We start from the raw sequence: 23622 nt of genomic DNA on the forward strand, positions 1-23622 counted from the left end.
CTGAAGTGAGGGATCCGTTGTGAGTACGCCGATTTCGTCCTACGACTTCGACACCGTCGTCGACCGCCGCGGTACCTGGTGCATCCAGTGGGACGGGGTCGCCGACCGGTTCGGAGTGGACGGTCTGCTGCCGTTCACCATCTCCGACATGGACTTCGAGACGGCGCCCGAGGTACTGAGCGCGCTGCGGGCCCGTCTCGATCACGGGGTGTTCGGCTACACCACCTGGCAGCAGGACGACTTCCGGTCGGCGATAGCCCACTGGTACGCGACCCGCTACGGCACCACGATCGACACGGACCGGCTCGTCTACGCGCCCTCGGTGCTCAGCCAGCTCTCGCAGCTGTTGCAGATGTGGACGCGCGAGGGCGACGGGGTCGTCGTCCACACCCCCACGTACGACGGTTTCCGCAAGGCGGTCACCGGGCTCGGGCGGGAGCTGCGGGGCGTTCCGGTGGGCGACGCGGAGGCGCTGGAGCGGGAGCTGGCGCGGGCGGACGCGAAGGTGCTCGTGCTGTGTTCGCCGCACAATCCGACCGGGCGGGTGTGGACGGAGGCCGAGCTGGAGGCCATGGCGGAGTCGGCCCGGCGGCACGGGGTGGCGGTGATCAGTGACGAGATCCACGCGGACTTCGTCCACGAGGGGTACCGGCACGTGCCGTGGACGCGGGTGGGTGGCGACGGGCGCTGGGCGGTGATCAGCTCCGCGTCGAAGTCGTTCAACTTTCCGGCGCTGACGGGTTCGTACGGGATCGTCGGCGATCCGGCCGACCGGGCGGAGTTCCTGCGGCGCATGGAGACGGCGGAGGGGCTGGCCTCGCCGGCCGTGCTCTCGCTGACCGCGCACATCGCGGCGTACCGGGACGGCGGGGCGTGGCTGGACGCGGTGCGGGCGTATGTGGCGGGGAACCTGGAGCTGGTCGCGGAACGGCTGAACACGGCCTTCCCCGAGCTGGGCTGGGAGCCGCCGCAGGCGGGCTACCTGGCGTGGATCGACCTGCGGCCGCTGGGCGTGGACGACGAGGCGTTGCAGCGGGTGCTGATCGAGCGGGAGAAGGTCGCGATCATGCCGGGGGCGGTGTACGGGGCGGAGGGGTTTCTGCGGCTGAATGTGGGGTGTCCTCGGAGCAAGGTGGGGGCGGGGGTGGAGGCGTTGATTCGGGGGGTGGGGGCGGTGCGGTAGGGGGCGCCTGCGGCGGGCGTGTTCCCCTACCCGCCCCTTCCCGAAACCGGGGCGCTACCCCGGACCCTGGGGAGGATGCCCTCAATCGCCGGGCGGGCTGGGGTTTGGTGGCGTTGCCCCGGGCCGTGGGGAGGATGCCCTCAATCGCCGGGCGGGCTGGGGTTTGGTGGCGTTGCCCCGGACCCGGGAAGGGTGCCCTCAATCGCCGGGCGGGCTGGGGTTTGGTGGCGTTGCCCCGGACCCGGGAAGGGTGCCCTCAATCGCCGGGCAGGCTGGATGTGGCCGCCTGGTCGGGTGGGTATGGCCGGCGGGTGGGGTGGGGTTTGGTGGCGTTGCCCCGGGTCCTGGGAAGGGTGCCCTCAATCGCCGGGCGGGCTGGGTTTGGCCGGGGCGGGCTGGGTATGGCCGGCGGGTGGGGTGGGGTTGGTGGCTCGGCCCGGGTCCCGGGGGAGGGTGCCCTCAATCGCCGGGCGGGCTGGATGTGGCCGCCTGGTCGGGTGGGGTGGGTTGGGGCATCGGGGCTGGGTTCCGATGGACGGTGTGGTGTGTAGCGGGGATGCTGCTCTTATGCCTGATGCCGAGCCGGGGAGCATTCGCGTTGCGTCGCCTGTCGGGCGTTGGGTCGTGCTGACCACGGTGCTCGGCTCCAGCATGGCGATGCTGGACTCCACGGTCATCAACGTCGCCCTGCCCCGCATCGGCGAGGACCTCGGTACCGATCTGGCTGCGTTGCAGTGGACCGTCAACGCGTACATGCTCACCCTCGCCGGGCTGATCCTGCTCGGTGGGGCGCTCGGGGACCGGTACGGGCGGCGGCGGGTCTTCGTCGTCGGGGTCGTGTGGTTCGCGCTCGCCTCGCTGCTGTGCGGGGTGGCGCCGAACGCCGCGGTGCTGATCGCCGCACGGGCCCTCCAGGGCGTCGGCGGGGCGCTGCTCACCCCCGGATCGCTGGCCCTCATCCAGGCGAGCTTCCACCCGGACGACCGGGCCCGCGCCGTCGGCCTGTGGTCGGGGCTCGGCGGGGTCGGTGCCGCTGTCGGGCCCTTCGTCGGCGGCTGGCTCGTCGACGGGCCCGGCTGGCGATGGGTGTTCCTGCTCAATCTGCCGCTCGCCGCGATCTGTGTGCCCGTCGCGCTGCGTCACGTACCGGAGTCCCGGGACCCGGCGGCGCACGGCCGGTTCGATGTCCTGGGGGCCGTGCTCGGGGCGCTCGCGCTCGCCGGGGTGACCTATGCGCTGATCGAGGCGCCGGGGCGCGGTGCGTCGCCGCTCGTCATCGGCTCGGCCGTGGCCGGGGTGCTGCTCGGCGTGGCGTTCGTGCAGGTGGAGCGGCGGCGGCCGGATCCGATGCTGCCGCCGTCGATCTTCAGGTCCCGGCTGTTCACCTCGGTCAACATCGTGACGCTCTGTGTGTACGCGGCTCTGGGTGGTTTCTTCTTCCTCTCCGCGATCCAGCTCCAGGTGGTCGCCGGGTACTCGGCGCTGGGCGCGGGCACCGCGCTGCTGCCCACCACCGTCCTGATGCTGCTGTTCTCCGCCTCGGCGGGGGACCTGGGGCGGCGCATCGGCCCCCGTATCCCGCTCACCGTCGGCCCGCTGCTGGCCGCCACCGGGATGCTGCTGATGCTGCGGGTGGGACCCGGGGCCTCGGTGACCTCGTACCTGAGCGACGTGCTGCCCGCCGTGCTGGTGCTCGGCCTGGGCCTGGTCACGCTCGTCGCGCCGCTCACCGCGACCGTCCTGGCCGCCGTGGACGCCGGGCGGGCGGGGCTGGCCAGCGGCATCAACAACGCGGCGGCCCGTGCCGCCGGGCTGATCGCGGTCGCCGCGCTGCCGCTGCTCGCGGGCATGGGACCGGAGGCGTACCGGGACGCGGGCGAGTTCGCCGCGACCTTCCGCCGGGCCATGCCGATGTGCGCCGGGCTGCTGGTGGCCGGCTCGGTGATCGCCTGCTGGACGGTGCGTACCCCGCCCGCGGCGGGCCGCGACACCCGGCCCGAGTGCGCCGTGCACTGCGGGGTCGCGGCGCCGCCCCTGGAGCCGGAGCACGAGCCGCACACACGTGCCGGAACGTGAACCGGGGTGCGGCCCCACCGGCTCCCCGTGCCAGGCACACTTGATCCCATGTCCATCCACGAGAACCTTCTCGGGGGCCCTGCCCCGACCCATCTGCCCGACGACCCCGAACCCCGCGAGCTGCTCGCGGGCGGTACGCCGCCCGCCGAGGTCGCGGCGAAGTACCCCACCTCGTCGCTGGCCTGGGCTCAGCTCGCCGACGAGGCGTTCGAGGGCGGCCGGGTCGTCGAGTCGTACGCGTACGCCCGTACCGGCTACCACCGCGGCCTCGACTCCCTGCGCCGCGCGGGCTGGAAGGGCCACGGCCCCGTCCCGTTCGAGCACGAGCCGAACCGCGGCTTCCTGCGCGCGCTGCACGCCCTCGCCCGCGCCGCCCAGGCGATCGGCGAGCAGGACGAGTACGAGCGCTGCTCGACGTTCCTGCGGGACTCCTCGCCGACCGCCGCCGACATCCTGGGCTGAGCCGCCCCCCGCTCGTACGCAGCACAGATCACCGGGCCCCGCGGGCCGCACCACCGCCCGCGGGGCCCGGTGCCGTCCCGGTGTTCCGCCCCCGCGGTGCGCCGGGAGGGCGGCCGGTTCCGGCGTACGCCCGACGTACGCCCGGCGCGCGCCAGGATTAGGATGCGAACAGGGGACCGGAGCTCCACCACCTCACGGAAGGGGCGGACCGCTACCCGGAAGCTCGTGTCGAGGAGACAGAAATGTCGACCAACCACCCCGACCCCGAAGCCACCGGTGCGCAGGCCCCGCACCTGGACTTCGCGGGAACGACTCCGTACGAGGACTATGTCCAGGCGGATGTCCTGACCCATCTCCAGCAGCTTCGCTCCGACGACCCCGGGGAAATGGTCTTCCTGGTCACCACCCAGGTCATGGAGCTGTGGTTCACCGTCATCGTCCATGAGTGGGAGACCGCGGCGCACGCCCTGCGCGAGGACCGCATACCGGTCGCCCGGGACGCACTGAAGCGCTCCCTGCGGGAACTGGAGGCGCTCAACGCCTCCTGGACGCCGCTCGCCGCACTCACCCCCGGCCAGTTCAACTCCTACCGCAGCGCGCTCGGCGAGGGCTCCGGCTTCCAGTCGGCGATGTACCGGCGGATGGAGTTCCTGCTCGGCGACAAGTCCGCGTCCATGCTCGTGCCGCACCGGGGCGCGCCCCGTGTCCACGCCGAGCTGGAGAAGGCGCTGGGCGAGCCCAGCCTGTACGACGAGGTTCTCGCCCTGCTCGCCCGGCGCGGCCACGCCGTGCCGCAGGACGTGCTCGGCCGGGACCTGACCCTGAAGTACGAGCCGTCCCCCGAGATCGAGGCCGTCTGGGCGGAGATCTACGGCGATCCGGAGCGGTACGACGACCTCGTCCGGCTCGGTGAGCTGATGACCGACGTCGGCGAACTGGTCTGGCGCTGGCGCAACGACCATCTCGTCGCCACCCGGCGGGCGATGGGCTCCAAGACCGGCACCGGCGGTTCCGCCGGAGTGGCCTGGCTGGAGAAGCGGGCCACGAAGAACGTGTTCCCCGAGCTGTGGACGGCGCGCAGCCATGTCTGACACCACCACGGCCACGACGGGACTCGCCGCGCGGGCCGCCGTGCTCGACGCAGCCGATGAACTCGCCTCCCGGCGCGCCCTGTTCACCCTCGACGACACCGTCTACCTGGACGGCAACTCACTGGGTGCGCTGCCGGCCCACGTACCCGCCCGCGTCCAGGACGTCCTCACCCGCCAGTGGGGCGAGCTGCGCATCCGGTCCTGGGACGAGAGCGGCTGGTGGACCGCGCCCGAACGGATCGGCGACCGGATCGCGCCGCTCGTCGGGGCCGCCGCCGGGCAGATCGTCGTCGGCGACTCGACCAGCGTGAACGTCTTCAAGGCGGTCGTCGCCGCGAGCCGGCTGGCGGCGGACGGACGCGACGAGATCCTTGTTGACGCGACGACGTTTCCCACGGACGGGTACATCGCCGAGTCCGCCGCCCGAATGACCGGCCACCGGATCGTCCCGGTCGCACCCGCCGAGGTGACGGAAGCGATGGGCCCCCGTACGGCCCTCGTCCTGCTCAACCACGTCGACTACCGCACCGGCAGGCTCCACGACCTCCCCGGGCTGACCGCCGCCGTGCACGCGGCGGGCGGCCTCGCGGTCTGGGACCTGTGCCACAGCGCGGGCGCCCTGCCGGTCGGCCTGGACGCGCACGGGGTGGACCTGGCCATCGGCTGCACGTACAAGTACCTGAACGGCGGCCCCGGTTCGCCCGCCTACCTGTACGTCGCCGAGCGTCATCAGGCCGCCTTCGACTCGCCCCTGCCGGGGTGGACGTCGCATGCGGACCCGTTCGCCATGACGCCGGGGTACGCCCCGGCGGACGGTGCGGTACGGGGCCGGGTCGGCACCCCGGACATCCTGTCCATGCTGGCGCTGGAGGCCTCGCTGGACGTGTGGGACGGGGTCTCCGTCGAGTCCGTACGGGCCAAGTCCCTCGCGCTGACGGACTTCTTCCTGGAGTGCGTCGCCGCGTATGTGCCGGACGGCCGGGTCGGCTCGGTCACCCCCCTCGCGCACGCGGAGCGCGGCAGCCAGGTCGCGCTGCGCTGCGCGGAGGCCGAGCCGGTGATGCGGGCGCTGATCGAGCGGGGCGTCGTCGGTGACCTGCGGCGGCCGGACGTCCTGCGGTTCGGGTTCACTCCGCTGTACGTGGGGTTCGCGGACGCGGAACGGGCCGCGCGCGTCCTGGCCGAGGTGCTGGCCGAGGTGCCGAAGGGGAAGTGAGGGGAAGCGGGCGGACCGGGCGGACGGGGGCGGTCCGGACGGCCCGCCCCCGACTGGTACCGTCCCCGCAGGTCACGCCAGTTGGGCACATGGCCCCGGCATAGGCCCGGCCACGCCGTGAGGGTGCACACTGGCGTCGGGACCACGCACTGGCACAGGCACACGCACTGGCACAGGCATTGGCACAGGCATTGGCATTGGACGGTTGGAGCAGCATGTCGGATTCTGCCGCGCGTGAGCGTGACGCCGCCGAGACCGAGTCGGCGTTCGCGCATCCGGTGGTCGCCCCCGATCGGTCCGCCGCCTACGGCAGCCACCCCGACCAGGTGATCGACTTCTTCGCGCCGCGCGACGGCCGGACCGGGGTGCCGCTCGTCGTCCTGTTCCACGGCGGGGCCTGGCGGGCCCCGTACGACCGGGCCCATGTGTCGCCGCTCGCGGACTTCCTGGCCCGGCGCGGCTTCGCCGTCGCCAACGTGGAGTACCGGCGCGGCAGCGAGATCCCGCAGCAGGGCGGTGCGGGGCCGGTCGCGGGCCGCTGGCCCGAGACGTTCGACGATGTCGCCGCCGCGATGGACGCCCTGCCGGTGCTGGCCGCCCGGGAACTGCCGCAGGCCGATCTGCGGCGGACCGTGGTGACCGGACACTCGGCGGGCGGCACCCTGGCGCTGTGGGCGGCGGCCCGGCACGAGCTTCCCGAAGGGTCGCCGTGGCGGCTGCCCTCGCCGCCGCCGCTGCGCGGGGTCGTCGCCCTGGCGCCGATCGCCGACTTCACGGCCGCCGTCGAGCTGGGGATCTGCTCCGGGGCCGTGGGGCAACTCCTGGGTGGGAAGGACGGGTTCGAGGGCCGTCGGGCGTTCAGCGATCCGGCCGCGCTGCTGCCGACCGGCATCGCGACGGCCGTGGTGCAGGGCACCGACGACCTGACCGTGCCGCAGGCGGTGTCGGAGGCGTTCGTCGACGCGGCGGCGAAGGCGGGCGAGATGGTGGGGCTGACCCTGCTGGAGGGCGTCGGCCACTTCCCGCTGATCGACCCCTCGGCGGACGCGTGCGCGGTGGTGGCGGAGGAGCTGGCCCAGCTGGCGTGGTGAGGGCGGGCGTGCGCGGGGGCGGTGTCGTGCTGCTGTGCGGTGGGGCGTGTGCGGGGCTCGCGGGGCGGTGTGCGGGGCTCGCGGCGGTGTGCGGGTGCGCCGTGCGGGGATGTGCGCCGGGCGCGCGGCTGCGCCTCGTAGTACTTGAGGGGGACGCTCCGGAATCCGTATCACTGCGGACGACCGGCGCCGCGCCGCCGCCTACCGTGGAGGCGTGACCCAGACCCAGACCCAGACGAAGACCAGAAGCCCGGAGCTGCGGGCCGTCAAGGGCGCGATAGCCGGCCTGCGACAGGACCTCTTCCACGACATCTTCGCCTACCGCCCGCTGGCCCCGCTGAGCGGCGAGGGGCGGTTCTTCCGGCTGGTGCCCTCACGGTTGCGGAAGCACGCCGTCTGGACCCCGCACGCCCTGGTACTGCTGGCCGCGTTCTTCACCGTGATGCTCGCGATCGGCACATGGCACCGGCAGTTCTTCCTCGGTGCGCTGCCCGCGGTTCCGGTCGCGCTGACCCTGGTCAGGCCGGTCGCCGCGTTCTGGGTGTCGATGGCCGTCTCCTTCATCACCGCTGTGACCAGCAATGACTGGCTGTGGGGGCCCAGCAGCTTCTTCGCGCACCTGGTGGTCCTGGTGGTCGTGGCGGCCAGGACACGGCCGCGTACCGCCACCTGGATGTGGACGGCCAGCCTGCTGCTCGCCCTGCTGATGGAGAACAGCGGGCCCATGCGGTACTCCTCCAGCATCGGGCCGATGCTCGTGCTCTCCGCCATGGCGCTGCTCGTGGTGGGCATCGTCCACGTCCGGCGCGACGCCCAGCGTGAGGTGACCGTGCAGCGCACCGTCACCGCCGTCGAGCGCGACCGGCGCACGCTGCTGGAGGAGCGCACCACCATCGCCCGTGAGCTGCACGACGTCGTCGCGCACCACATGTCGGTCGTCGCGATCCAGGCGGAGGCCGCCCCCTACCGGGTGGAGAACCCGCCGCCCGAGCTGGAGCAGGCGTTCGTCACCATCCGGGAGAACGCGGTGGCCGCCCTCACCGAGCTGCGCCGGGTCCTCGGGGTGGTCCGCGCGGACGACTACGAGGCGCCGGACGCCCCGCAGCCCACCCTCGACGGGCTCGACGGGCTCCTCGCCAATGTGCGGGAGGCGGGTCTGGAGTCGGAGAAGACGATCACCGGTGCGGTGCGCGAGCTTCCGCAGGGCGTCGAGCTGTCGGCGTACCGGATCATCCAGGAAGCCCTCAGCAACACGCTGCGGCACGCGCCGGGCGCCACCGCACAGGTCGAGCTCGGCTATGTGCTCGGCGGACTGGGGCTGCGCGTCGTCAACGGGCCGCCCACCGGCCTGGTGAAGCCCTCGCCGGGGGCCGGGCACGGGATCACCGGAATGCGGGAGCGGGTCGCCATGCTGAACGGGGAGATGACGGCGGGGGCGACCGAGGACGGCGGATACGAGATCGCCGCCTTCATCCCCGTACAGACCACGTACGACACGCATGACACGCATGACACGCATGACAGATACGACACCGAGCGGGACGGCAAGGCATGAAAGACATCCGGGTCCTGATCGTCGACGACCAGATGATGGTGCGCGAGGGCTTCTCCGTGCTGCTCAACGCGATGCCGGGGATCGCGGTCGCCGGTGAGGCGGTCGACGGGCGGCAGGCCGTCTCGCAGGTCGCGGCCCTGCGCCCCGACGTGGTGCTGATGGACATCCGGATGCCGGTGATGAACGGCATCGAGGCGACCCGCGAGATCGTGGCGCAGGACGCGGACGCGAAGGTGCTGGTACTGACGACGTTCGACCTCGACGAGTACGTGTACCAGGCGCTGCGGGCCGGGGCCTCCGGCTTCCTGCTCAAGGACGCCTCGGCGCGGCAACTCGCCGATGGTGTACGGGTGGTGGCGTCCGGCGAGGCATTGCTCGCGCCGACCGTGACCCGGCGGCTGATCACCGAGTTCGCCAAGGTCGCCGAGACGCCCCGGCCGCCCGCCCTCGCCCGGATCGGTGATCTCACGGAACGGGAGACGGAGGTGCTCGTGCTCATCGCGCAGGGCCTGTCGAACGCGGAGATCGCCTCCCATCTGGTGGTCGCCGAATCCACCATCAAGACGCATGTCAGCCGCATCCTGGTGAAGCTCGGGCTGCGCGACCGGACCCAGGCGGCGGTGTTCGCGTACGAGGCCCGGCTGGTCACGCCCGGCTGAGGGCCGGACGGGCGGGGCGCCGGGCAGGGGCCCGTGGCGCCGGGCTCCGCGTGATGCCGGGCTCCGCGTGGCGCCGGGCCGCGCGTGATGCCGGCCTCGCGTGATGCCGGCCCCCGTGTGGCGCCGGGCCCCCGTGTGGCGCCGGCCTCCCGGGACGGCGTGAAGCCTCTGCGTACGGCGCCGGCCGGCCCCGTACGCACCGGAGCCCTTGCGGAAGCGCCCGGCGCCGGTAGCGTCGGGTCATGCACGTGTCCTTCGACCCCTGGTCCCCGGCGTTCGTCGCCGATCCGTACCCCGCCTACGCCGCTCTGCGTGCCACCGGCCGGGCGCACTACTTCGAGCCGACCCGGCAGTGGCTGATCCCGCACTACTCCGATGTGTCGGGCCTGCTGCGTGACCGGCGCCTGGGCCGCACGTATCTGCACCGCTTCACCCACGAGGAGTTCGGCCGCCCGGCGCCGCCCGACGCGCACGAGCCGTTCCACACCCTCAACGGGCAGGGGATCCTCGATCTGGAGGCCCCCGACCACACCCGGATCCGGCGGCTCGTCTCCAAGGCGTTCACCCCGCGCACGGTCGAGGGGCTGGCGCCGACCGTGCGGCGGCTGGCGGCCGAACTGGTGGACGCGCTCGTCGCCGAGGGCGGCGGCGATCTGCTGGCCGCGGTCGCCGAACCCCTGCCGGTCGCCGTCATCGCCGAAATGCTCGGGGTCCCGGAGTCCGACCGGGCGCTGCTGCGGCCCTGGTCGGCGGCCATCTGCGGGATGTACGAGCTGAACCCGTCCGAGGAGACCGCACGGGCCGCCGTCCGCGCCTCGGTCGACTTCTCCGCGTATCTGCGCGAACTGATCGCCGAGCGCCGCGGGAAGCCGGGGGACGACCTGATCTCCGCGCTCATCGCCGCCCACGACGAGGGGGAGCGGCTGAGCGAGCAGGAGATGATCTCCACCTGTGTGCTGCTGCTGAACGCGGGGCACGAGGCGACGGTCAACACCACCGTCAACGGGTGGCGCACGCTCTTCGCGCACCCGGACCGGCTGGCGGCGCTGCGCGCGGACCACGGGCTGCTGCCGACGGCCGTGGAGGAGCTGATGCGGTACGACACCCCGTTGCAGATGTTCGAGCGCTGGGTGCTGGACGACATCGAGATCGGCGGCACGGTCATTCCGCGCGGGTCGGAGGTGGCGCTGCTGTTCGGCTCGGCCAACCGGGACCCGGAACGGTTCGCGGAGCCGGATGTGCTCGATCTGTCCCGGCAGGACAACCCGCACGTCACGTTCGGGGCGGGTATCCACTACTGTCTGGGCGCGCCGCTGGCCCGTATCGAACTCGCCGCCTCGTTCGGTGAGTTGCTGCGCAAGGCACCGACGATGCGGGTGACGGCGGAGCCCGAGTGGCATCCCGGGTATGTGATCCGGGGGCTGAAGGAGCTGCGCGTGGAGCTGTGAGCCGACGCGGCGGGGGCGGGAGCGGGGGCGGAGTGCGGCCGGCTCAGCAGGGGTCGCACATCCGGGGTTCCGGGCCGGCCAGGACGTCGAAGCCGTAGCCGAGGACCGCCAGGGCCGTGACGGCTGCCATCAGGCCCAGTGCGGGGCGCCACCGGCCCCGGACGAGGGCGAAGACGCCCAGCGCGGCGGCGGTTCCGCCGAGCGTCATGATGGGGAGGCCGAGCCAGACCACGGTCCAGTTGGAGGCGGATTCGAAGCCGCCGAACAGCCCGTCCCGGCCGTACGGGGTCCAGGCCGCGAGACCCGCGACGGCGCCGACGGCGGCGACCAGGCATCCGGCGATTCCGGTGACGGCTTCTCGTCGAGTGTCCATGTGCGGGGGGACGCGGCGGGGCGGAGTCCGGTTCCGGCCGCGTCGGACGCACCCGGAGCGCGAACGCGCGGCGGTCCCGGACGCACCCGGAGTGCGAACTTCCGGCGGTTCGGGTCGTCCCGGTCGGCCCGGAGTGCGGTCGCCCCGGAGCGCGGCGCGTTTCAGGTCAGCAGCGTGCGGTACCAGTCGGCCGAGGCGGCCAGCCGGTCGAGGGGGCCGGGGCCCGGTTCCACTCCGGTGCGCTGCCAGACCGCGTCGGACCGGTACCAGTGGTCCTGCGCGAGGAGATGGAACTGCCTCTCGCTCACGATCCCCGGACGGTCGGCGTGCTCCTGGAGGCAACGGTCCCAGGACCAGTCCTCGTCGGCGGGAGGGGGCACGATCCCGTGCTCGGCGAGGGCCGCGACCAGGTCGCCGATCCGTACCGGCCGGGGATGCGCCGCGTGGAACACCGCGGGCCCCGGCGGTGCGGGTGCCAGGGCGACGGCGGTGATCAGCCGCCCCAGGTCCGACGCGTCCACGACCGACAGCGAGGCGGCTCCGCCCGCCCACCGGCCGGGCACGCGCTTCAGCAGCTCGGCCAGCGCGGTGACGACCCAGAGGTCGCCCGTTCCCAGGACCAGCCCGGCGCGGAGCACCACCGCTCCGGCCCGCAGCGCGTGCTGTTCACCCGCGAGCCGCGTCGCGCTGGCGGCCGACACCGGGGCGGGGGTGAGGTCGGCGATGTCCTGGCCGGTGTGCGGGCCCCGGCCGTAGACCGCCGTGGTGGACAGATGCACGACGCGCGGTGTCCCGGCGCGTACCGCCTCCGCCATGAGGGCCGCGGTGCCCGCCTCGTTCACGGCGCGGCAGCTCTCCTCGGTCCCGGAGACCTTGGACGCCAGGTGGACCAGTACGTCGGCGTCCTCGCAGATCCCGTGCAGCGAGCCGGAGTCGGTGAGTTCGGCCCGTACCCACTCCACGCCCGGTGCGTCGGCGTGGACCGGGCGCCGGCCGGCGAAGCGGACCGTCACCCCGTCACGGGCGAGCAGCTCCTTGGCGACATGCGCGCCGATGAACCCGGTGCCACCGGTGACGACGATCCGGGCGCCGGTCACCCCGTCTCCATCACGGGCACGCCGTTCAGGTCGAGTGCGGCGAGCATCTCCGGTGTGGCGATGCCGGGCAGCAGGAAGCGCCACAGGTTCGTGATGCGCAGGGTCAGGTCCGAGCGGCCCGTCGTTATCTCCGACATCAGCTGCGTCCCGGTGTACGCGCCGACGAGCGTCTGCGAAAAGCTCTTCTCGTCGACGTCGTCCCGGAGTTCACCCGCTGCCCTGGCCACCACCAGCTCCTTGTGGAAGAGCGCCGCCCACCAGGAGTAGATCGAGTCGTCGTGCCGGGCCGGTCCCGCGGGGTCCACGGCGAGCCGCACTCCGGCGCGCAGCAGAACGTTGTTCTGCATCTCCACGGCCAGCATGAGGGTGACGTTCACCAGTTGTTGCAACCCCCGTGGCTCTGCTGGCAGTTCCAGGTCGGCCGCCTGCTCCAGCATGACCGCGTGCGCCAGTTCCTCCTTCGATTTGAAGTGGAAGTACATGGCGCCCTGCGTCATGCCCGCGCGGGCGAGGATTTTGTTGGTACCCGCCCCGTAATATCCGCATTCGTCGAAACACTCGGCCGCGGCCCTGAGGAGGGCCCTCCGGGTCCGGACGGCACGTTCCTGTGGTGGTTTGGACTTCATCAGGATGACCCATGCTTTCTCGACAAACAAAGAGACCTCCCTCTATGTTAATGAAATGATGATCGCCGCTCAACTCGGCGGCGAGTGCTCTTACACGGAGGGGGGCGGTCCTCGTGCCCGCACACGACGCTGCCGGAAACTGCATCCTCGACCCAGTCATCGACCTAGTGCCGCAGCACTACGTGCACAAGTCGAACGCCGCTGAGGTCTACCTCAAGAACTGGACCAGGACAGGGCCCGACGCCTTCCGCGTCGGCGCCGACTGGCCCGCCACGCACGCCTTCTACCGTGTGGGGACGGCGTTCGATCCTCTGCTGCTCTGCGAGACGATCCGTCAGACCTTTCCGCTGCTGTGCCACGCCGCGTACGAGGTGCCGATCGGGCATCAGCTCATCTGGGAGAGCTTCGCCTTCCAGGTCGACAGCGCCGCGTACGGTGCGGACCTCGGCAGTGAGGTCGAACTCCACGTCGAGTGCTTCGACCTGTCGTACCGGGGCAGCCGTCCGGCCGCCCTTTCCATGCGCATGGTCATCACGCGGGGCGGCGTCGAAGTGGCGACCGCCCACACCAGATTCACCACGCACACCCCGGGGGTCTACCGGCGACTGCGCGGGGCCCACGCCGACGCGTCAGCGGCCATGGCCCGTTCGGTGCCCGCCCCCGTGCCGGCCGCCGCCGACGATGTCCGGCGGTCGCACGTGGACGATGTCGTGATCAGCCCCGGCACCCCGGGCGAGGACAGGCAGCTCAGAGTCCTCCCCCCGCACCCCGTCCATTTCGACCACCCCGTGGACCATGTGCCGGGCATGCTGCTGCTGGAGTCGGCGCACCAACTGACGTACGACCTGATGCGCGGAAGCGGCCGGCCGGTCGAGATAACCGCCCTGGACTGCACGTTCACCCAGTACGTCGAGCTGGACGCGCCCTGTGCGCTCCGCTCCGAGCCTCTCGGCCCCGATGACGCGGGCCGTGCCCGGCTCCGGGTCGAAGCCGTGCAGGCAGGCCGTGTCGCCTTCGCCGCCACGGTCACCACGACGGCGGCGACGGTGGCGGAGACCGGGGCCGACGGACCCGCCGGGAAAGGCAGAGAGGCATGACACAACAACCCGAGGACACTCCCCGAATACCCGCCGCCCCCGTCCCGACCGCACGCATCACGGGGGTCAACCTCCGGCATCTGCACGCCTTCCTCGCCGTTGCCGACACCCTGAGCTTCACCCATGCCGCCGCCAGGATGTCGAGCAACCAGCCCGCCCTGACCCGGTCCATCCGCCGTCTCGAAGAGCACATGGGCGTACGGCTCTTCCAGCGCACCACCCGCCAGGTCTCCCTGACCCCGGCGGGCGCGGCCCTGCGCGACGAACTCCAAGTGCTGCTGCCCCGCTTCGAGAAGGCCCTGTTCCCCGAGGGCGCCGCGCCCGTTCTGCGGCTCGGGTTCTCCTGGCTGCTCCCCGACGAGTGGGTCCACGAGGCCATCCGGCGCTTCGAGGAGGAGACCGGCGCCCGCGTCGAACTGCGGCGCCGCGACGACGCGTGCGCCGGGGTCGACCAGGCGGCCGTCGACGTGGCGATCCTGCGGGGCCGACCGCGGCGCAGCGGGGTGAAGGAGACGCTGCTCGGCACCGAGCGGTACGTCGCCGCCGTCCCGCGCCGGCATCCGCTGGCCGTACGGGAGCAGCTGGACTGGTTCGAACTGGCCGAGTACCCCCTCGTACTCAACGAGGTCACCGGCCCTGTCCAGCAGAAGGACTGGGGCATCGCCCGTCGCCCCGGCACCGTGCTGTGCTGCCTCAACTTCGATGAGTGCATCGAGTCGGTGGCCGCGGGCAAGGGCATCAGCGTGGTGCCCGACCTGGTACTGCGACGCAATGTCCACCCCTCCGTGGCCTTCGTGCCACTGCGGGGAGGGCCGAGCATCGCCATCTCGCTGATCCGGCCGGTCCAGGGCAGTCACCCCCTGTCGGATCGGTTCGTCCGCGTGGTCCAGCAGGTCCTGGCACCGGCCGCGCGGCGCGGCGGCACCCGCGAGTCCGCCCTCGCCGCCCCGTCGGCGGGGGACTGACGGCGGGCCCTGACGGCGGGTCCTGGCGGCGCGGTCGGTGTCCGGGCCCGGCGGCGGGCCCGACGGCCGGGGGCCGATGGTGCGCATGGGGTGTCCGTCCGGTACGACGGTCACCCCATGCGCCCACGGCAATCGGCGGCGGGGTCACACGGGTACCCGGCGCAGCGTGCGGGGCAGTCCCTCGCACTCCCAGACCGAGTCCAGGGCATGGGCGAAGCCCACGATCTCGTCATCGCTGTGGTGCGGTGCGGGCGTGACGCGCAGCCGCTCCGAACCCACCGGCACACTGGGCGCGTTGACGGGTTGGACATAGCAGCCGTACTGGTCCAGGAGCCGGCGGGCGACGTTGCGGCACCTGACGGCGTCGCCGACGAGCACCGGCACGATGTGCGCGGCCTCGGACGCCACGGGGATGCCGTCGGCGCGCAGCAGGCCCTGGAGGAGCGCCGCCTTCCGGTGCAGCGCGGCCCGCTCCCCGTCCGAACGCTTGAGATGGCGGACGGCGGCGAGCGCTCCTGCCGCGGCCGCCGGGGGCAGCGAGGCGGTGAAGAGGAACGCGGACGCGAAGCTCCGGACCGCGTCGATCACCGCACCGGACCCGGCGACGTAGCCGCCCGCCGTGCCGAACGCCATCTCCAGCGTTCCCCGGACGACGTCGAAGTGTCCGCCCAGCCCCCGTTCGGCGGCCAGGCCCGCACCGCGCGGCCCGTACACGCCCACCGCGTGCACCTCGTCGAGATAGGTGAACGCGCCGTGCCGTCCAGCGAGTTCGGCGATGCGCTCCAGTGGCGCGGGGTCGCTCCCCATGGCGTAGATGCTCTCCAGGGCGATGATCTTCGGCGCCGACGGATCCGTACCGGCCAGCAGCTCTTCCAGATGGTCGGTGTCGTTGTGCCGGAAGACATGCCTCTCGGCCCCGCTGTGCCGGATACCGGCGGTCATCGAGGCGTGGTTGAGGGCGTCCGAGAACACGACGCATCCGGGCGGTCGCCCCGCGAGCACCGTCAGCGCGGCGTCGTTCGCCGAGTATCCGGAAGGGAAGATGAGCGCGGACTCCATGCCGTGGAGATCCGCCAACTCCTCCTCCAGCGCTACATGGTGACGGTTTTCGCCCGCGATGTCCCGGGAACCTCCGCTTCCGGCGCCCGCCTCGTCGGCGGCCTTCTTCCTCGCGGCCAGGACGAGCGGGTGCTGCCCCATCCCGAGGCAGTCGTTGCCGCACCACACGCTGATCCGCCTGCCGTCGCCGGGGCCGTACTTCAGCGTGGTGGGGAGGGCGCCGGCCCTGCGCTCGATCTCCAGGAACGTGCGGTAGGCGCCCCGCTTCTGGAGTGTGTCGGTCGGGGGTAAGAAGAATTCATCGTGGTGAAACACTGGCCCTCCGATGAACACGGCTTTCCGGACGTGACGCCAGGAATGTATAGGCACCTGTCGGGCAAGGGAAATGCCGAATCCGTGGGGTCATGCGAAAGCTGCATAAATCGAGGTCGGAGCGGCTCCGGAACCACTCATTCCCCACGTGCATAGATGATGTACAGGTCCCATTTCTCATGCTGCGGGTATCGCCCTAAAGTCCTTCGGTATGAGTTCCCAGGAGAAACCGCAGCCGCGGTCGGCCGACATGGGCGACGTAGAAGAGCTCGTGCGCCTGCGCGGCTATCTGCTCAGCTCCGGGAGCGGCGCCCATGTGGCCCGTACACCGGAGGAGGACGACCTCTGGAAGCGCGCCTACCGGGCCTGGCTCGGCCGTGTCCTCGCCGGGGACGAGGAGACCGTGCATGTCTCGGTGGTCGGCGGTGCGCAGGCTCTGGTCGCCTGCGCCGTCGCCGTCGTGGACCAGCGTGCCCCGACCGTGCGATGTCCCAGCGGCCGGTCCGGCTGGGTGCAGACCGTGGTGGTCGATCCGGCGTCGCGGCATCGCGGGCTCGGGGCACATGTGATGGACCACGCCCTCGGTTGGCTCCGGGCGGCGGGCGCCGAAGCGGTCGTCCTGCAGACCACCGAGGCCGGCTCCCCGCTCTACCGCGGGCTCGGATTCCAGCCGTCAGGCGAAGAGCTGCTTTCCCTGAGCCTGGAGGCGTCCGACTCCTCAAGGTCATGATCGTCGAAAGCGGGTATGCCGGAATCGGGTATGCCGGGGAATCGCTTTCGCGCCCCTTCACCGGCCCCCGGGTGCCGAGGGAATTCATGTATGAGGGGCGAGGGGCGCACGCGCAAGGACGTGGACATTCCCTGATTCCCGCTACGAGATCGAACTGGATGTCTGACCTCGCCCCCGCCCCGCCCCCGCCCCGCCCCCGCCCCCGCCGCTGTCCCGGCTCCCGTCGCCGACCGACAGGGATGATCCGCGAACGGGGGCAGGGGCGAGGGGACGTGGAGTGTCCGGGCCGGGAGGGTCCGGGGCGACCCGGGAACCTCCGGGGCGACCCGGGAACTCCGGCTCGACCCGGGAACTCTGAGGCGGGCGGTGAGGCCCCGGTCGGGTGGTGAGATCCGGGTCAGGTCGCGATGTCGCGGCGTCGCAGCGCCGCCAGGCCCGCCGCCACCACGACCGCCGCGACCGCGGTCAGCAGCAGCACCGGGGTCCAGGCCATCTCCCCGCCCGGCAGCTTCGGCAGGTGGCTGAACGGTGAGAGGTTCATCGCGGTCTGCGGCAGGTCCACCGCCGGGCCGATCCAGCCGATCGCCAGGCTGAGCCCGGCGATGCCCCACGAGGCGGATGCCAGCTTCGGTGCGGCCCCGTGGAGCAGGACCGCGATGCTGCCGAGCAGCCAGACCGCGGGGAGCTGGATCAGGGTCGCGCCCAGGATCGCCGGAAGGTGATGGCCGTATCCGAGGGCCAGACCGAGGCCGCCGACGGCCATGATGAGCGCGGCGCCGCCGAAGGCGATGACCAGGTGCCCGGCGGCCCAGCCGATGCGGCCGACCCCGCCCGCGAGGACGGGTTCGGCGCGCTGGCCGGTCTCCTCGCCGTGCAGCCGGAGCACCGAGGCGACGATGTACAGCGCGGCCACCATCCCCAGCATCCCGACCATCGCCGCCAGGAACGCGTCGGTCAGCCCGGACTGACCGCCCATCCGCTCGAAGATCTCCTTCGTCTTCTCGTTGTCGCCGACCAGCTCCGCCGCTCCACCGGTCAGTCCGCCGAAGATCACGCCGACGGCGGCGAAGGAGAGCGTCCAGCCGATCAGCGAACCGCGCTGGAGCCGCAGCGCCAGCCCGGCCGCTGTGGAGAGCCGCCCCGTGGCTGGGCCCGGACGGGTCGCCAGGAAGCTCATGCCGACATCGCGCCGCCCGGCCAGGGTGTAGGCGAGCACGGCCTGGACCCCGATCGCGGCGGCCAGGATCAGCAGGACCCACCAGCGCTCGACGGCGTAGGCCCGGACACGCTCGGCCCAGCCGATGGGGGAGAGCCAGGTCAGTGCGGAGGAGCCGTCGGCCGTTGCGGAGTCGCCCGCCGCCTTCAGGACGTACGCGGCCCCGATCACCGCCGCCGTCAGCCCCTTCGCCAGCCGGGCGCTCTCGGTGAACTGGGCGACGATGCCCGCCGTACAGGCGAAGAGCACACCCGTACCGGCCACCGACAGGGCCAGCGCCACCGCTCCCGCGCCGCCCGCACCGGCGCCCGCCAGCGCGGCAACGATCACCAGGGCCAGCGCGGCGTTGGCGATCACGGCGGCCAGGAGGGCGGCGGTCAGCGGAGCGCGCCGGCCCACCATCGCGGAGGAGAGCATCTCCTGACGCCCGGTCTCCTCCTCCTCGCGGGTGTGCCGGATCACGATGATCAGGCTCATCACGGCGGCCAGCGCGGCTCCGAAGCCGACCATGCGCCAGGTCACGAGCCCGCCGAGCGAGTCGTCGAAGATCGGCCCGTACAGCGCGCGGATCGAGCTGTTGCCGTTCATCGAGGCGGCCAGTTCGGCGCGCTGGGCGGCCGTCTCGTACAGCGAGGAGTAGGACTTGGCCACGGAGGAGAAGGAACCTCCGAGCACCAGGACCCAGATCGGCATCATCAGCCGGTCCCGGCGCAGGGCGAGCCGCAGCAGGCTTCCGGTCCCGGCGAACGGGCTGTGACGCGGCGCCGGGCGGCGTACGGCGGTGGGGACGGTCATGGTCGCGGTCATCGCGCCGTCATCTCCTCGGGCACCTGGTCGGCGGCGTAGTGCCGCATGAACAGCTCCTCCAGCGTGGGCGGGGTGCTGGTCAGCGAACGGACCCCGGAGGCGGTGAGCGACGCGAGCACCGCGTTCAGCTTGTCCGTGTCCACCTGGAGCCTGACCCGGCCGCCCTGGATGTCGAGATCGTGCACCCCGGGCAGCCGCGTGAGCCCGTCGGGCGCGCGGGAGAGCTCTGCGGTGATGCTCGTACGGGTCAGGTGGCGCATGTCCGCGAGCGAACCCGTCTCCACCGTCCGGCCCTGCCGGATGATGCTGACCCGGTCGCAGAGCGCTTCGACCTCGCTGAGGATGTGGCTGGAGAGCAGCACGGTCCGGCCGCGGTCCCGCTCCTCCTCGACGCAGCTCTGGAAGACCTCCTCCATCAGCGGGTCCAGCCCGCTGGTCGGCTCGTCCAGGATCAGGAGGTCGACGTCGGAGGCGAAGGCGGCGACGAGGGCGACCTTCTGCCGGTTGCCCTTGGAGTACGTACGCCCCTTCTTCGTCGGGTCCAGCTCGAACCGTTCGATCAGGTCGGCGCGGCGGGCGAGGTCCAGCCCGCCGCGCAGCCGCCCGTAGAGGTCGATGACCTCGCCGCCGGAGAGATTGCGCCACAGGGTGACGTCACCGGGGACGTACGCCACGCGCCGGTGCAGGGCTACCGCGTCGTGCCACGGGTCCCGGCCGAGCAGCTGCGTGGCGCCCGAGTCGGCCCGCAGCAGCCCCAGCAGAACCCGGATGGTGGTGGACTTCCCGGCACCGTTGGGCCCGAGGAAGCCGTGAACCTCGCCGGTCTCGACCGTGAGATCGAGGCCGTCCAGCGCATGTGTCCGCCCGAACGACTTGTGCAGTCCGGCCACGGTGATTGCCTTCGTCATGTTCTGAACGTACGCTACTTTCACAAACTTGTGAAGTTAAGGAAGCGTATAAAATTGAGCGTGATCCGGGCAGGGGAGACGATGGGGCGATGAACAGCGAAAACGGCGCGGACGCGCGTGACGGACGGGACGAGCGGGACGCTGCGGCCGTGTCGCGGTTCATCGAGCGGTTCGCCGCCGACATGACGGACGCGGGCATGCAGCGGATGGCTTCCCGCGTCTTCGCGGCGCTCCTCGCCGACGACGACGCGTCGATGACCTCGGCAGAGCTGGCCCTCGCGCTCCAGATCAGCCCGGCCGCCGTGTCCGGCGCGGTCAGCTATCTCACCCAGGTCGACATGGTGAGCCGCGAGCGCGAGCCCGGCTCCCGCCGCGACCGCTACCGCCTGCACAACGAGATCTGGTACACCACGTTCGCCAGCCGGGACCGGGTGCTCACCCGCTGGGAGGACACCCTCAGGGAGGGCGCCCGCACGCTGGGCGACGACTCCCCGGCCGGGGCCAGGATGGTGGAGACGGCGGCGTTCTTCGAGTTCCTCCAGTCGGAGGTGGCGGGGATGATGGACCGCTGGAAGGCCCACCGCGAGACACTGCGTTTCCCGCCGGAGCAGGAGTGAGCGGTCAGGAGTGAGCGGGCAGGTGTGAGCGGTCAGCGGTGATCCGGCGGGATCAGGTGGGATCCCGCCGGATCGGTGTGCTCCTGCGGATCGGGTGTGAACCCGCGGATCGGGTGTGATCCCGCAGTGGACAACTCGGCGGACGCAGGGGTGGCAGCAGTGGCCGGCCGGCCACTGCTCGGCGGGTACGACGTCCGGCTACGTCAGCGGGTACGACGTCCTGCCGGATGCCTCATCGATCTCCTCGTGTGCCTTGGTCAGCAGACTCATCGCCAGTTCGTTGAGCGCACGCGCTCCCGCGATCTCCTCGCCGACCCTCTGCTGATCCGCGTCGGAGGGGTGGCGGCTGGCGTATCCGTGCGCCCGCACCTCGCTCCCGTCGGAGAGCCTCACCATCGCCGCCGCACGGGTGCGGTGGGTGTCCTCCTCGAATTCCAGCTCGATGTGCCAGCCGACAGCGGTCCGGGTCATGACAGTCACCTCCGAAACCTCCAGAGCCCCCGCAACCCCCTGGCCCCCGCACCCCTCTCCTCTCAGAGTGCGCCCGTTCCCCCGTCCGCGCTCGCCGGGCACGGCAGCATCAGCCCCCAGGCACCGGCCCGCACCGTCCACGTCCGGGTCCGGACCGGGCCGCCGACCTGTATGTCCGCCCGATAGCGGAAGTCCGCGCCGGAGACCGTGACGGCCTTCGCCTCCGCCATGACCGTCCCGCCCGACGATGTGTGCACCACCACATCGGCGAGGCCGCCGTCGCCCTGCCAGGTCACCGAGACGCACTCGACCGGCCGGTCCAGGTCATTGAGCAGGATCCCGTCGGCCTCGACCCGCAGCCGGTGTTTCCGCAGCGGCGTGGCATGGGAGGGCAGCCCCGGGCGCACCAGGGACGCCATCAGTGAGCGGCAGGTGTCCCAGACCGCCGTGACACCCGTGTGCGGCTCACCCGAACCCGACCCCGAGCCGGAACCCGACCCCGAGCCGAAGCCGAAGCCGGAGCTGAAGCCGTATCCCGACCCGGAACCCGAGCCGGCCCCCGACCCCGAGCCCCCTTCCTGCCCCGGACCCGCGCCCGTCCCCGGGCCCGGAAGCGGGCCGGGGATGCGCAGGTGGCCCAGGACGACGCCGTCGCTGTCGTCCACCAGCAGGTCCAGTCTCCGTACGGCTCCGTCGAGCGCCGTTCTCGCGGCGGCCACCGCGCCCCGGGGCACGCCGAGTGCGCGGGCCAGTTCCAGCGCGTGCGCGGCGCCGACCGGGATCAGGGAGAGCACGCCGTCGGCCAGCTCCCGCTCGCGGTGCAACTGGGCCACCGCGCGCAGCAGCGCATGGTCGTCGCCGACGACCACCGGCCTTCGGTTGCCCCGGCGGGCCAGGGCCCGCGCGAACTCCTCCGGACTGTCCGGAAGGCAGATTTTGGCGTGCGAACCGGCGCTCAGCACGTCCTTGGCGATACGTACGGACTCGCCGTCGGTCCGGCGGGCAACCGGGTCGATGAGCACCAGAAGCTGGTGGTCGCCGTCGTCGGGGGGCTCTGCAGCCGACACCTCGGTCCTTCCTCGGGTAGCATCTTGGTGCAAGAGCCCCTTGCGCTATTGCGCCAGGGGCTTCGTCTATTCCGGGGCACCCGGTTCGACGGCTCAGGCTTTGCCGTACATCGTCGTGCGGCAGGTACGACCTTTACGTACGCCCCCTGACCTTGGACATGCCCCGCCCGGAAGGGGTGTACGCCTGTGCCCGCACTTGTGCTGCTCGGTGCTCAGTGGGGTGACGAGGGCAAGGGGAAGGCCACCGACCTCCTCGGTGGATCCGTGGACTATGTGGTGCGTTACCAAGGCGGCAACAACGCCGGTCACACGGTCGTCGTAGGCGACCAGAAGTACGCACTGCATCTCCTCCCCTCCGGAATCCTGTCGCCGGGGTGTACCCCGGTCATCGGAAACGGTGTCGTGGTCGACCCGGCGGTCCTGCTCTCCGAGCTGAGCGGTCTGAACGAGCGAGGCGTCGACACGTCCAAGCTTCTGATCAGCGGCAACGCTCATTTGATCACTCCGTACAACGTCACGCTCGACAAGGTGACGGAACGCTTCCTCGGTAAGCGGAAGATCGGCACGACCGGCCGCGGTATCGGCCCGACGTACGCCGACAAGATCAACCGGGTGGGCATCCGCGTCCAGGACCTCTACGACGAGTCGATCCTGGAGCAGAAGGTCGAAGCGGCCCTGGAGCAGAAGAACCAGCTCCTGGCCAAGGTCTTCAACCGGCGCGCGATCGAGGCCGGAAAGATTGTCGAGGAGATGCTCCAGTACGCGGAGCAGATCAAGCCCTACGTCGCCGACACGACGCTGATCCTGAACGACGCCATCGACGAGGGCAAGGTCGTCCTCTTCGAGGGCGGCCAGGGCACCCTGCTCGACGTCGACCACGGCACGTACCCCTTCGTCACCTCCTCGAACCCGACCGCGGGCGGCGCCTGCACCGGTTCCGGCGTGGGCCCGACGAAGATCAGCCGGGTCATCGGCATCCTCAAGGCGTACACGACGCGCGTCGGCGCCGGGCCGTTCCCCACGGAGCTGCTCGACGAGGACGGCGAGGCGCTGCGGCGCATCGGTGGCGAGCGCGGTGTCACCACCGGCCGTGACCGTCGCTGCGGCTGGTTCGACGCCCCGATCGCGCGGTACGCGACCCGGGTCAACGGCCTCACCGACTTCTTCCTCACCAAGCTGGACGTGCTCACCGGCTGGGAGCAGATCCCGGTCTGCGTCGCGTACGAGATCGACGGCAAGCGCGTCGAGGAACTCCCGTACAACCAGACCGACTTCCACCACGCGAAGCCGATCTACGAGAACCTGCCGGGCTGGTCCGAGGACATCACCAAGGCCAAGACCTTCGACGACCTGCCGAAGAACGCGCGGGCGTACGTGAAGGCCCTGGAGGAGATGTCGGGCGCACCGATCTCCGCGATCGGTGTCGGCCCCGGCCGTACCGAGACCATCGAGATCAACTCGTTCCTTTAGGGACCACGCCAGGGACCGAACAGGAA

General features: G+C 71.8%; 22 protein-coding genes. 14 read left to right on the plus strand and 8 right to left on the minus strand.

The genetic code is table 11. The annotated features are described in order from the left end of the window. The first annotated feature begins 19 nt into the window (after positions 1 to 19). The 9 genes from A6A29_RS08645 (at position 20) to A6A29_RS08685 (ending at position 10781) form a co-directional block, all read left to right on the plus strand. Complete coding sequence (locus A6A29_RS08645) at positions 20 to 1183, plus strand: MalY/PatB family protein (protein ID WP_073719419.1); 1164 nt, start codon at positions 20 to 22, stop codon at positions 1181 to 1183. Positions 1184 to 1750: 567 nt separating this feature from the next. Next, positions 1751 to 3259 carry a DHA2 family efflux MFS transporter permease subunit gene (locus A6A29_RS08650; protein WP_073719420.1) on the plus strand — a complete coding sequence of 503 codons (1509 nt, stop codon included), beginning with the start codon at positions 1751 to 1753 and terminating at the stop codon, positions 3257 to 3259. Positions 3260 to 3307: 48 nt separating this feature from the next. Continuing rightward, a complete protein-coding gene (locus A6A29_RS08655) occupies positions 3308 to 3721 on the plus strand; it encodes a DUF3151 domain-containing protein (RefSeq protein ID WP_073719421.1) in 414 nt (137 codons plus the stop codon). Between the two features lie 242 nt (positions 3722 to 3963). Beyond that, positions 3964 to 4812, plus strand: a complete 849-nt coding sequence (locus A6A29_RS08660; protein ID WP_073719422.1) for a tryptophan 2,3-dioxygenase family protein — start codon at positions 3964 to 3966, stop codon at positions 4810 to 4812. Then, positions 4805 to 6028 (plus strand): kynureninase, encoded by a 1224-nt coding sequence (gene kynU / locus A6A29_RS08665; RefSeq protein ID WP_073719423.1) that lies wholly within the window; start codon positions 4805 to 4807, stop codon positions 6026 to 6028. Before A6A29_RS08660 ends, kynU begins: the two co-directional genes overlap by 8 nt. Before the next feature lie 215 nt (positions 6029 to 6243). Further along, a complete protein-coding gene (locus tag A6A29_RS08670; protein WP_073719424.1) occupies positions 6244 to 7119 on the plus strand; it encodes an alpha/beta hydrolase in 876 nt (291 codons plus the stop codon). Positions 7120 to 7333: 214 nt separating this feature from the next. Beyond that, positions 7334 to 8674: a sensor histidine kinase gene (locus A6A29_RS08675; protein ID WP_241838389.1), complete on the plus strand. Its 1341-nt coding sequence runs from the start codon at positions 7334 to 7336 to the stop codon at positions 8672 to 8674. Next, positions 8671 to 9333, plus strand: a complete 663-nt coding sequence (locus A6A29_RS08680) for a response regulator (protein WP_073719425.1) — start codon at positions 8671 to 8673, stop codon at positions 9331 to 9333. Before A6A29_RS08675 ends, A6A29_RS08680 begins: the two co-directional genes overlap by 4 nt. A 242-nt stretch (positions 9334 to 9575) precedes the next feature. Beyond that, positions 9576 to 10781 carry a cytochrome P450 gene (locus tag A6A29_RS08685; protein WP_073719426.1) on the plus strand — a complete coding sequence of 402 codons (1206 nt, stop codon included), beginning with the start codon at positions 9576 to 9578 and terminating at the stop codon, positions 10779 to 10781. A gap of 43 nt (positions 10782 to 10824) precedes the next feature. Here A6A29_RS08685 and A6A29_RS08690 read toward each other — a convergent pair whose 3' ends face one another. From A6A29_RS08690 to A6A29_RS08700, 3 genes are all read right to left on the minus strand, one after another. Further along, on the minus strand, positions 10825 to 11154 hold the full coding sequence (locus A6A29_RS08690) for a hypothetical protein (RefSeq protein WP_073719427.1): 330 nt from the start codon (positions 11152 to 11154) through the stop codon (positions 10825 to 10827). A gap of 161 nt (positions 11155 to 11315) precedes the next feature. After that, complete coding sequence (locus tag A6A29_RS08695; protein ID WP_073719428.1) at positions 11316 to 12251, minus strand: NAD-dependent epimerase/dehydratase family protein; 936 nt, start codon at positions 12249 to 12251, stop codon at positions 11316 to 11318. Further along, entirely contained in the window at positions 12248 to 12877 is a 630-nt protein-coding gene (locus tag A6A29_RS08700; RefSeq protein WP_073719644.1) for a ScbR family autoregulator-binding transcription factor, read from the minus strand. Before A6A29_RS08700 ends, A6A29_RS08695 begins: the two co-directional genes overlap by 4 nt. Positions 12878 to 12990: 113 nt before the next feature. Between A6A29_RS08700 and A6A29_RS08705 the strand changes: the two genes are divergently transcribed. Continuing rightward, positions 12991 to 13974, plus strand: coding sequence for a ScbA/BarX family gamma-butyrolactone biosynthesis protein (locus A6A29_RS08705; protein WP_079182648.1), 984 nt, complete (start codon positions 12991 to 12993; stop codon positions 13972 to 13974). Further along, a complete protein-coding gene (locus tag A6A29_RS08710; RefSeq protein ID WP_073719430.1) occupies positions 13971 to 14939 on the plus strand; it encodes a LysR family transcriptional regulator in 969 nt (322 codons plus the stop codon). Before A6A29_RS08705 ends, A6A29_RS08710 begins: the two co-directional genes overlap by 4 nt. 144 nt (positions 14940 to 15083) lie before the next feature. On the opposite strand, the gene hemA is transcribed toward A6A29_RS08710, so the two are convergent. Continuing rightward, positions 15084 to 16313 carry a 5-aminolevulinate synthase gene (hemA, locus tag A6A29_RS08715; protein ID WP_073719431.1) on the minus strand — a complete coding sequence of 410 codons (1230 nt, stop codon included), beginning with the start codon at positions 16311 to 16313 and terminating at the stop codon, positions 15084 to 15086. 208 nt (positions 16314 to 16521) lie between these two features. Here hemA and A6A29_RS08720 point away from each other — a divergent pair, with 208 nt between their 5' ends. Beyond that, complete coding sequence (locus tag A6A29_RS08720) at positions 16522 to 17040, plus strand: GNAT family N-acetyltransferase (RefSeq protein WP_073719432.1); 519 nt, start codon at positions 16522 to 16524, stop codon at positions 17038 to 17040. A gap of 397 nt (positions 17041 to 17437) precedes the next feature. On the opposite strand, the gene A6A29_RS08725 is transcribed toward A6A29_RS08720, so the two are convergent. Beyond that, entirely contained in the window at positions 17438 to 19063 is a 1626-nt protein-coding gene (locus A6A29_RS08725; protein ID WP_079182649.1) for an ABC transporter permease, read from the minus strand. Beyond that, a complete protein-coding gene (locus tag A6A29_RS08730) occupies positions 19060 to 19971 on the minus strand; it encodes an ABC transporter ATP-binding protein (RefSeq protein ID WP_073719433.1) in 912 nt (303 codons plus the stop codon). Before A6A29_RS08730 ends, A6A29_RS08725 begins: the two co-directional genes overlap by 4 nt. An 89-nt stretch (positions 19972 to 20060) precedes the next feature. Here A6A29_RS08730 and A6A29_RS08735 point away from each other — a divergent pair, with 89 nt between their 5' ends. After that, positions 20061 to 20588 (plus strand): GbsR/MarR family transcriptional regulator, encoded by a 528-nt coding sequence (locus A6A29_RS08735; protein WP_073719434.1) that lies wholly within the window; start codon positions 20061 to 20063, stop codon positions 20586 to 20588. Between the two features lie 198 nt (positions 20589 to 20786). Here the strand turns inward: A6A29_RS08735 and A6A29_RS08740 are convergent, their stop codons facing one another. After that, positions 20787 to 21059, minus strand: coding sequence for a DUF1876 domain-containing protein (locus tag A6A29_RS08740; protein ID WP_073719435.1), 273 nt, complete (start codon positions 21057 to 21059; stop codon positions 20787 to 20789). Between the two features lie 62 nt (positions 21060 to 21121). Further along, a complete protein-coding gene (locus A6A29_RS46330; protein ID WP_241838390.1) occupies positions 21122 to 22126 on the minus strand; it encodes a diacylglycerol kinase in 1005 nt (334 codons plus the stop codon). Between the two features lie 186 nt (positions 22127 to 22312). Here A6A29_RS46330 and A6A29_RS08760 point away from each other — a divergent pair, with 186 nt between their 5' ends. Next, positions 22313 to 23596, plus strand: a complete 1284-nt coding sequence (locus A6A29_RS08760; protein ID WP_073719436.1) for an adenylosuccinate synthase — start codon at positions 22313 to 22315, stop codon at positions 23594 to 23596. Positions 23597 to 23622 lie beyond the last annotated feature (26 nt).

The sequence above is a fragment of the Streptomyces sp. TSRI0281 genome, assembly GCF_001905125.1.
GTDB lineage: Bacteria > Actinomycetota > Actinomycetes > Streptomycetales > Streptomycetaceae > Streptomyces.

What these genes read in the sequence shown, in the direction of transcription:
- A6A29_RS08650 (WP_073719420.1), top strand. Translation starts at nt 1,751, where the DNA reads ATGCCTGATGCCGAGCCGGGGAGCATTCGCGTTGCGTCGCCTGTCGGG.
- A6A29_RS08655 (WP_073719421.1), top strand. Translation starts at nt 3,308, where the DNA reads ATGTCCATCCACGAGAACCTTCTCGGGGGCCCTGCCCCGACCCATCTG.
- A6A29_RS08660 (WP_073719422.1), top strand. Translation starts at nt 3,964, where the DNA reads ATGTCGACCAACCACCCCGACCCCGAAGCCACCGGTGCGCAGGCCCCG.
- kynU (WP_073719423.1), top strand. Translation starts at nt 4,805, where the DNA reads ATGTCTGACACCACCACGGCCACGACGGGACTCGCCGCGCGGGCCGCC.
- A6A29_RS08670 (WP_073719424.1), top strand. Translation starts at nt 6,244, where the DNA reads ATGTCGGATTCTGCCGCGCGTGAGCGTGACGCCGCCGAGACCGAGTCG.
- A6A29_RS08680 (WP_073719425.1), top strand. Translation starts at nt 8,671, where the DNA reads ATGAAAGACATCCGGGTCCTGATCGTCGACGACCAGATGATGGTGCGC.
- A6A29_RS08685 (WP_073719426.1), top strand. Translation starts at nt 9,576, where the DNA reads ATGCACGTGTCCTTCGACCCCTGGTCCCCGGCGTTCGTCGCCGATCCG.
- A6A29_RS08690 (WP_073719427.1), bottom strand. Translation starts at nt 11,154, where the DNA reads ATGGACACTCGACGAGAAGCCGTCACCGGAATCGCCGGATGCCTGGTC.
- A6A29_RS08700 (WP_073719644.1), bottom strand. Translation starts at nt 12,877, where the DNA reads ATGAAGTCCAAACCACCACAGGAACGTGCCGTCCGGACCCGGAGGGCC.
- A6A29_RS08710 (WP_073719430.1), top strand. Translation starts at nt 13,971, where the DNA reads ATGACACAACAACCCGAGGACACTCCCCGAATACCCGCCGCCCCCGTC.
- A6A29_RS08720 (WP_073719432.1), top strand. Translation starts at nt 16,522, where the DNA reads ATGAGTTCCCAGGAGAAACCGCAGCCGCGGTCGGCCGACATGGGCGAC.
- A6A29_RS08725 (WP_079182649.1), bottom strand. Translation starts at nt 19,063, where the DNA reads ATGACCGCGACCATGACCGTCCCCACCGCCGTACGCCGCCCGGCGCCG.
- A6A29_RS08730 (WP_073719433.1), bottom strand. Translation starts at nt 19,971, where the DNA reads ATGACGAAGGCAATCACCGTGGCCGGACTGCACAAGTCGTTCGGGCGG.
- A6A29_RS08735 (WP_073719434.1), top strand. Translation starts at nt 20,061, where the DNA reads ATGAACAGCGAAAACGGCGCGGACGCGCGTGACGGACGGGACGAGCGG.
- A6A29_RS08740 (WP_073719435.1), bottom strand. Translation starts at nt 21,059, where the DNA reads ATGACCCGGACCGCTGTCGGCTGGCACATCGAGCTGGAATTCGAGGAG.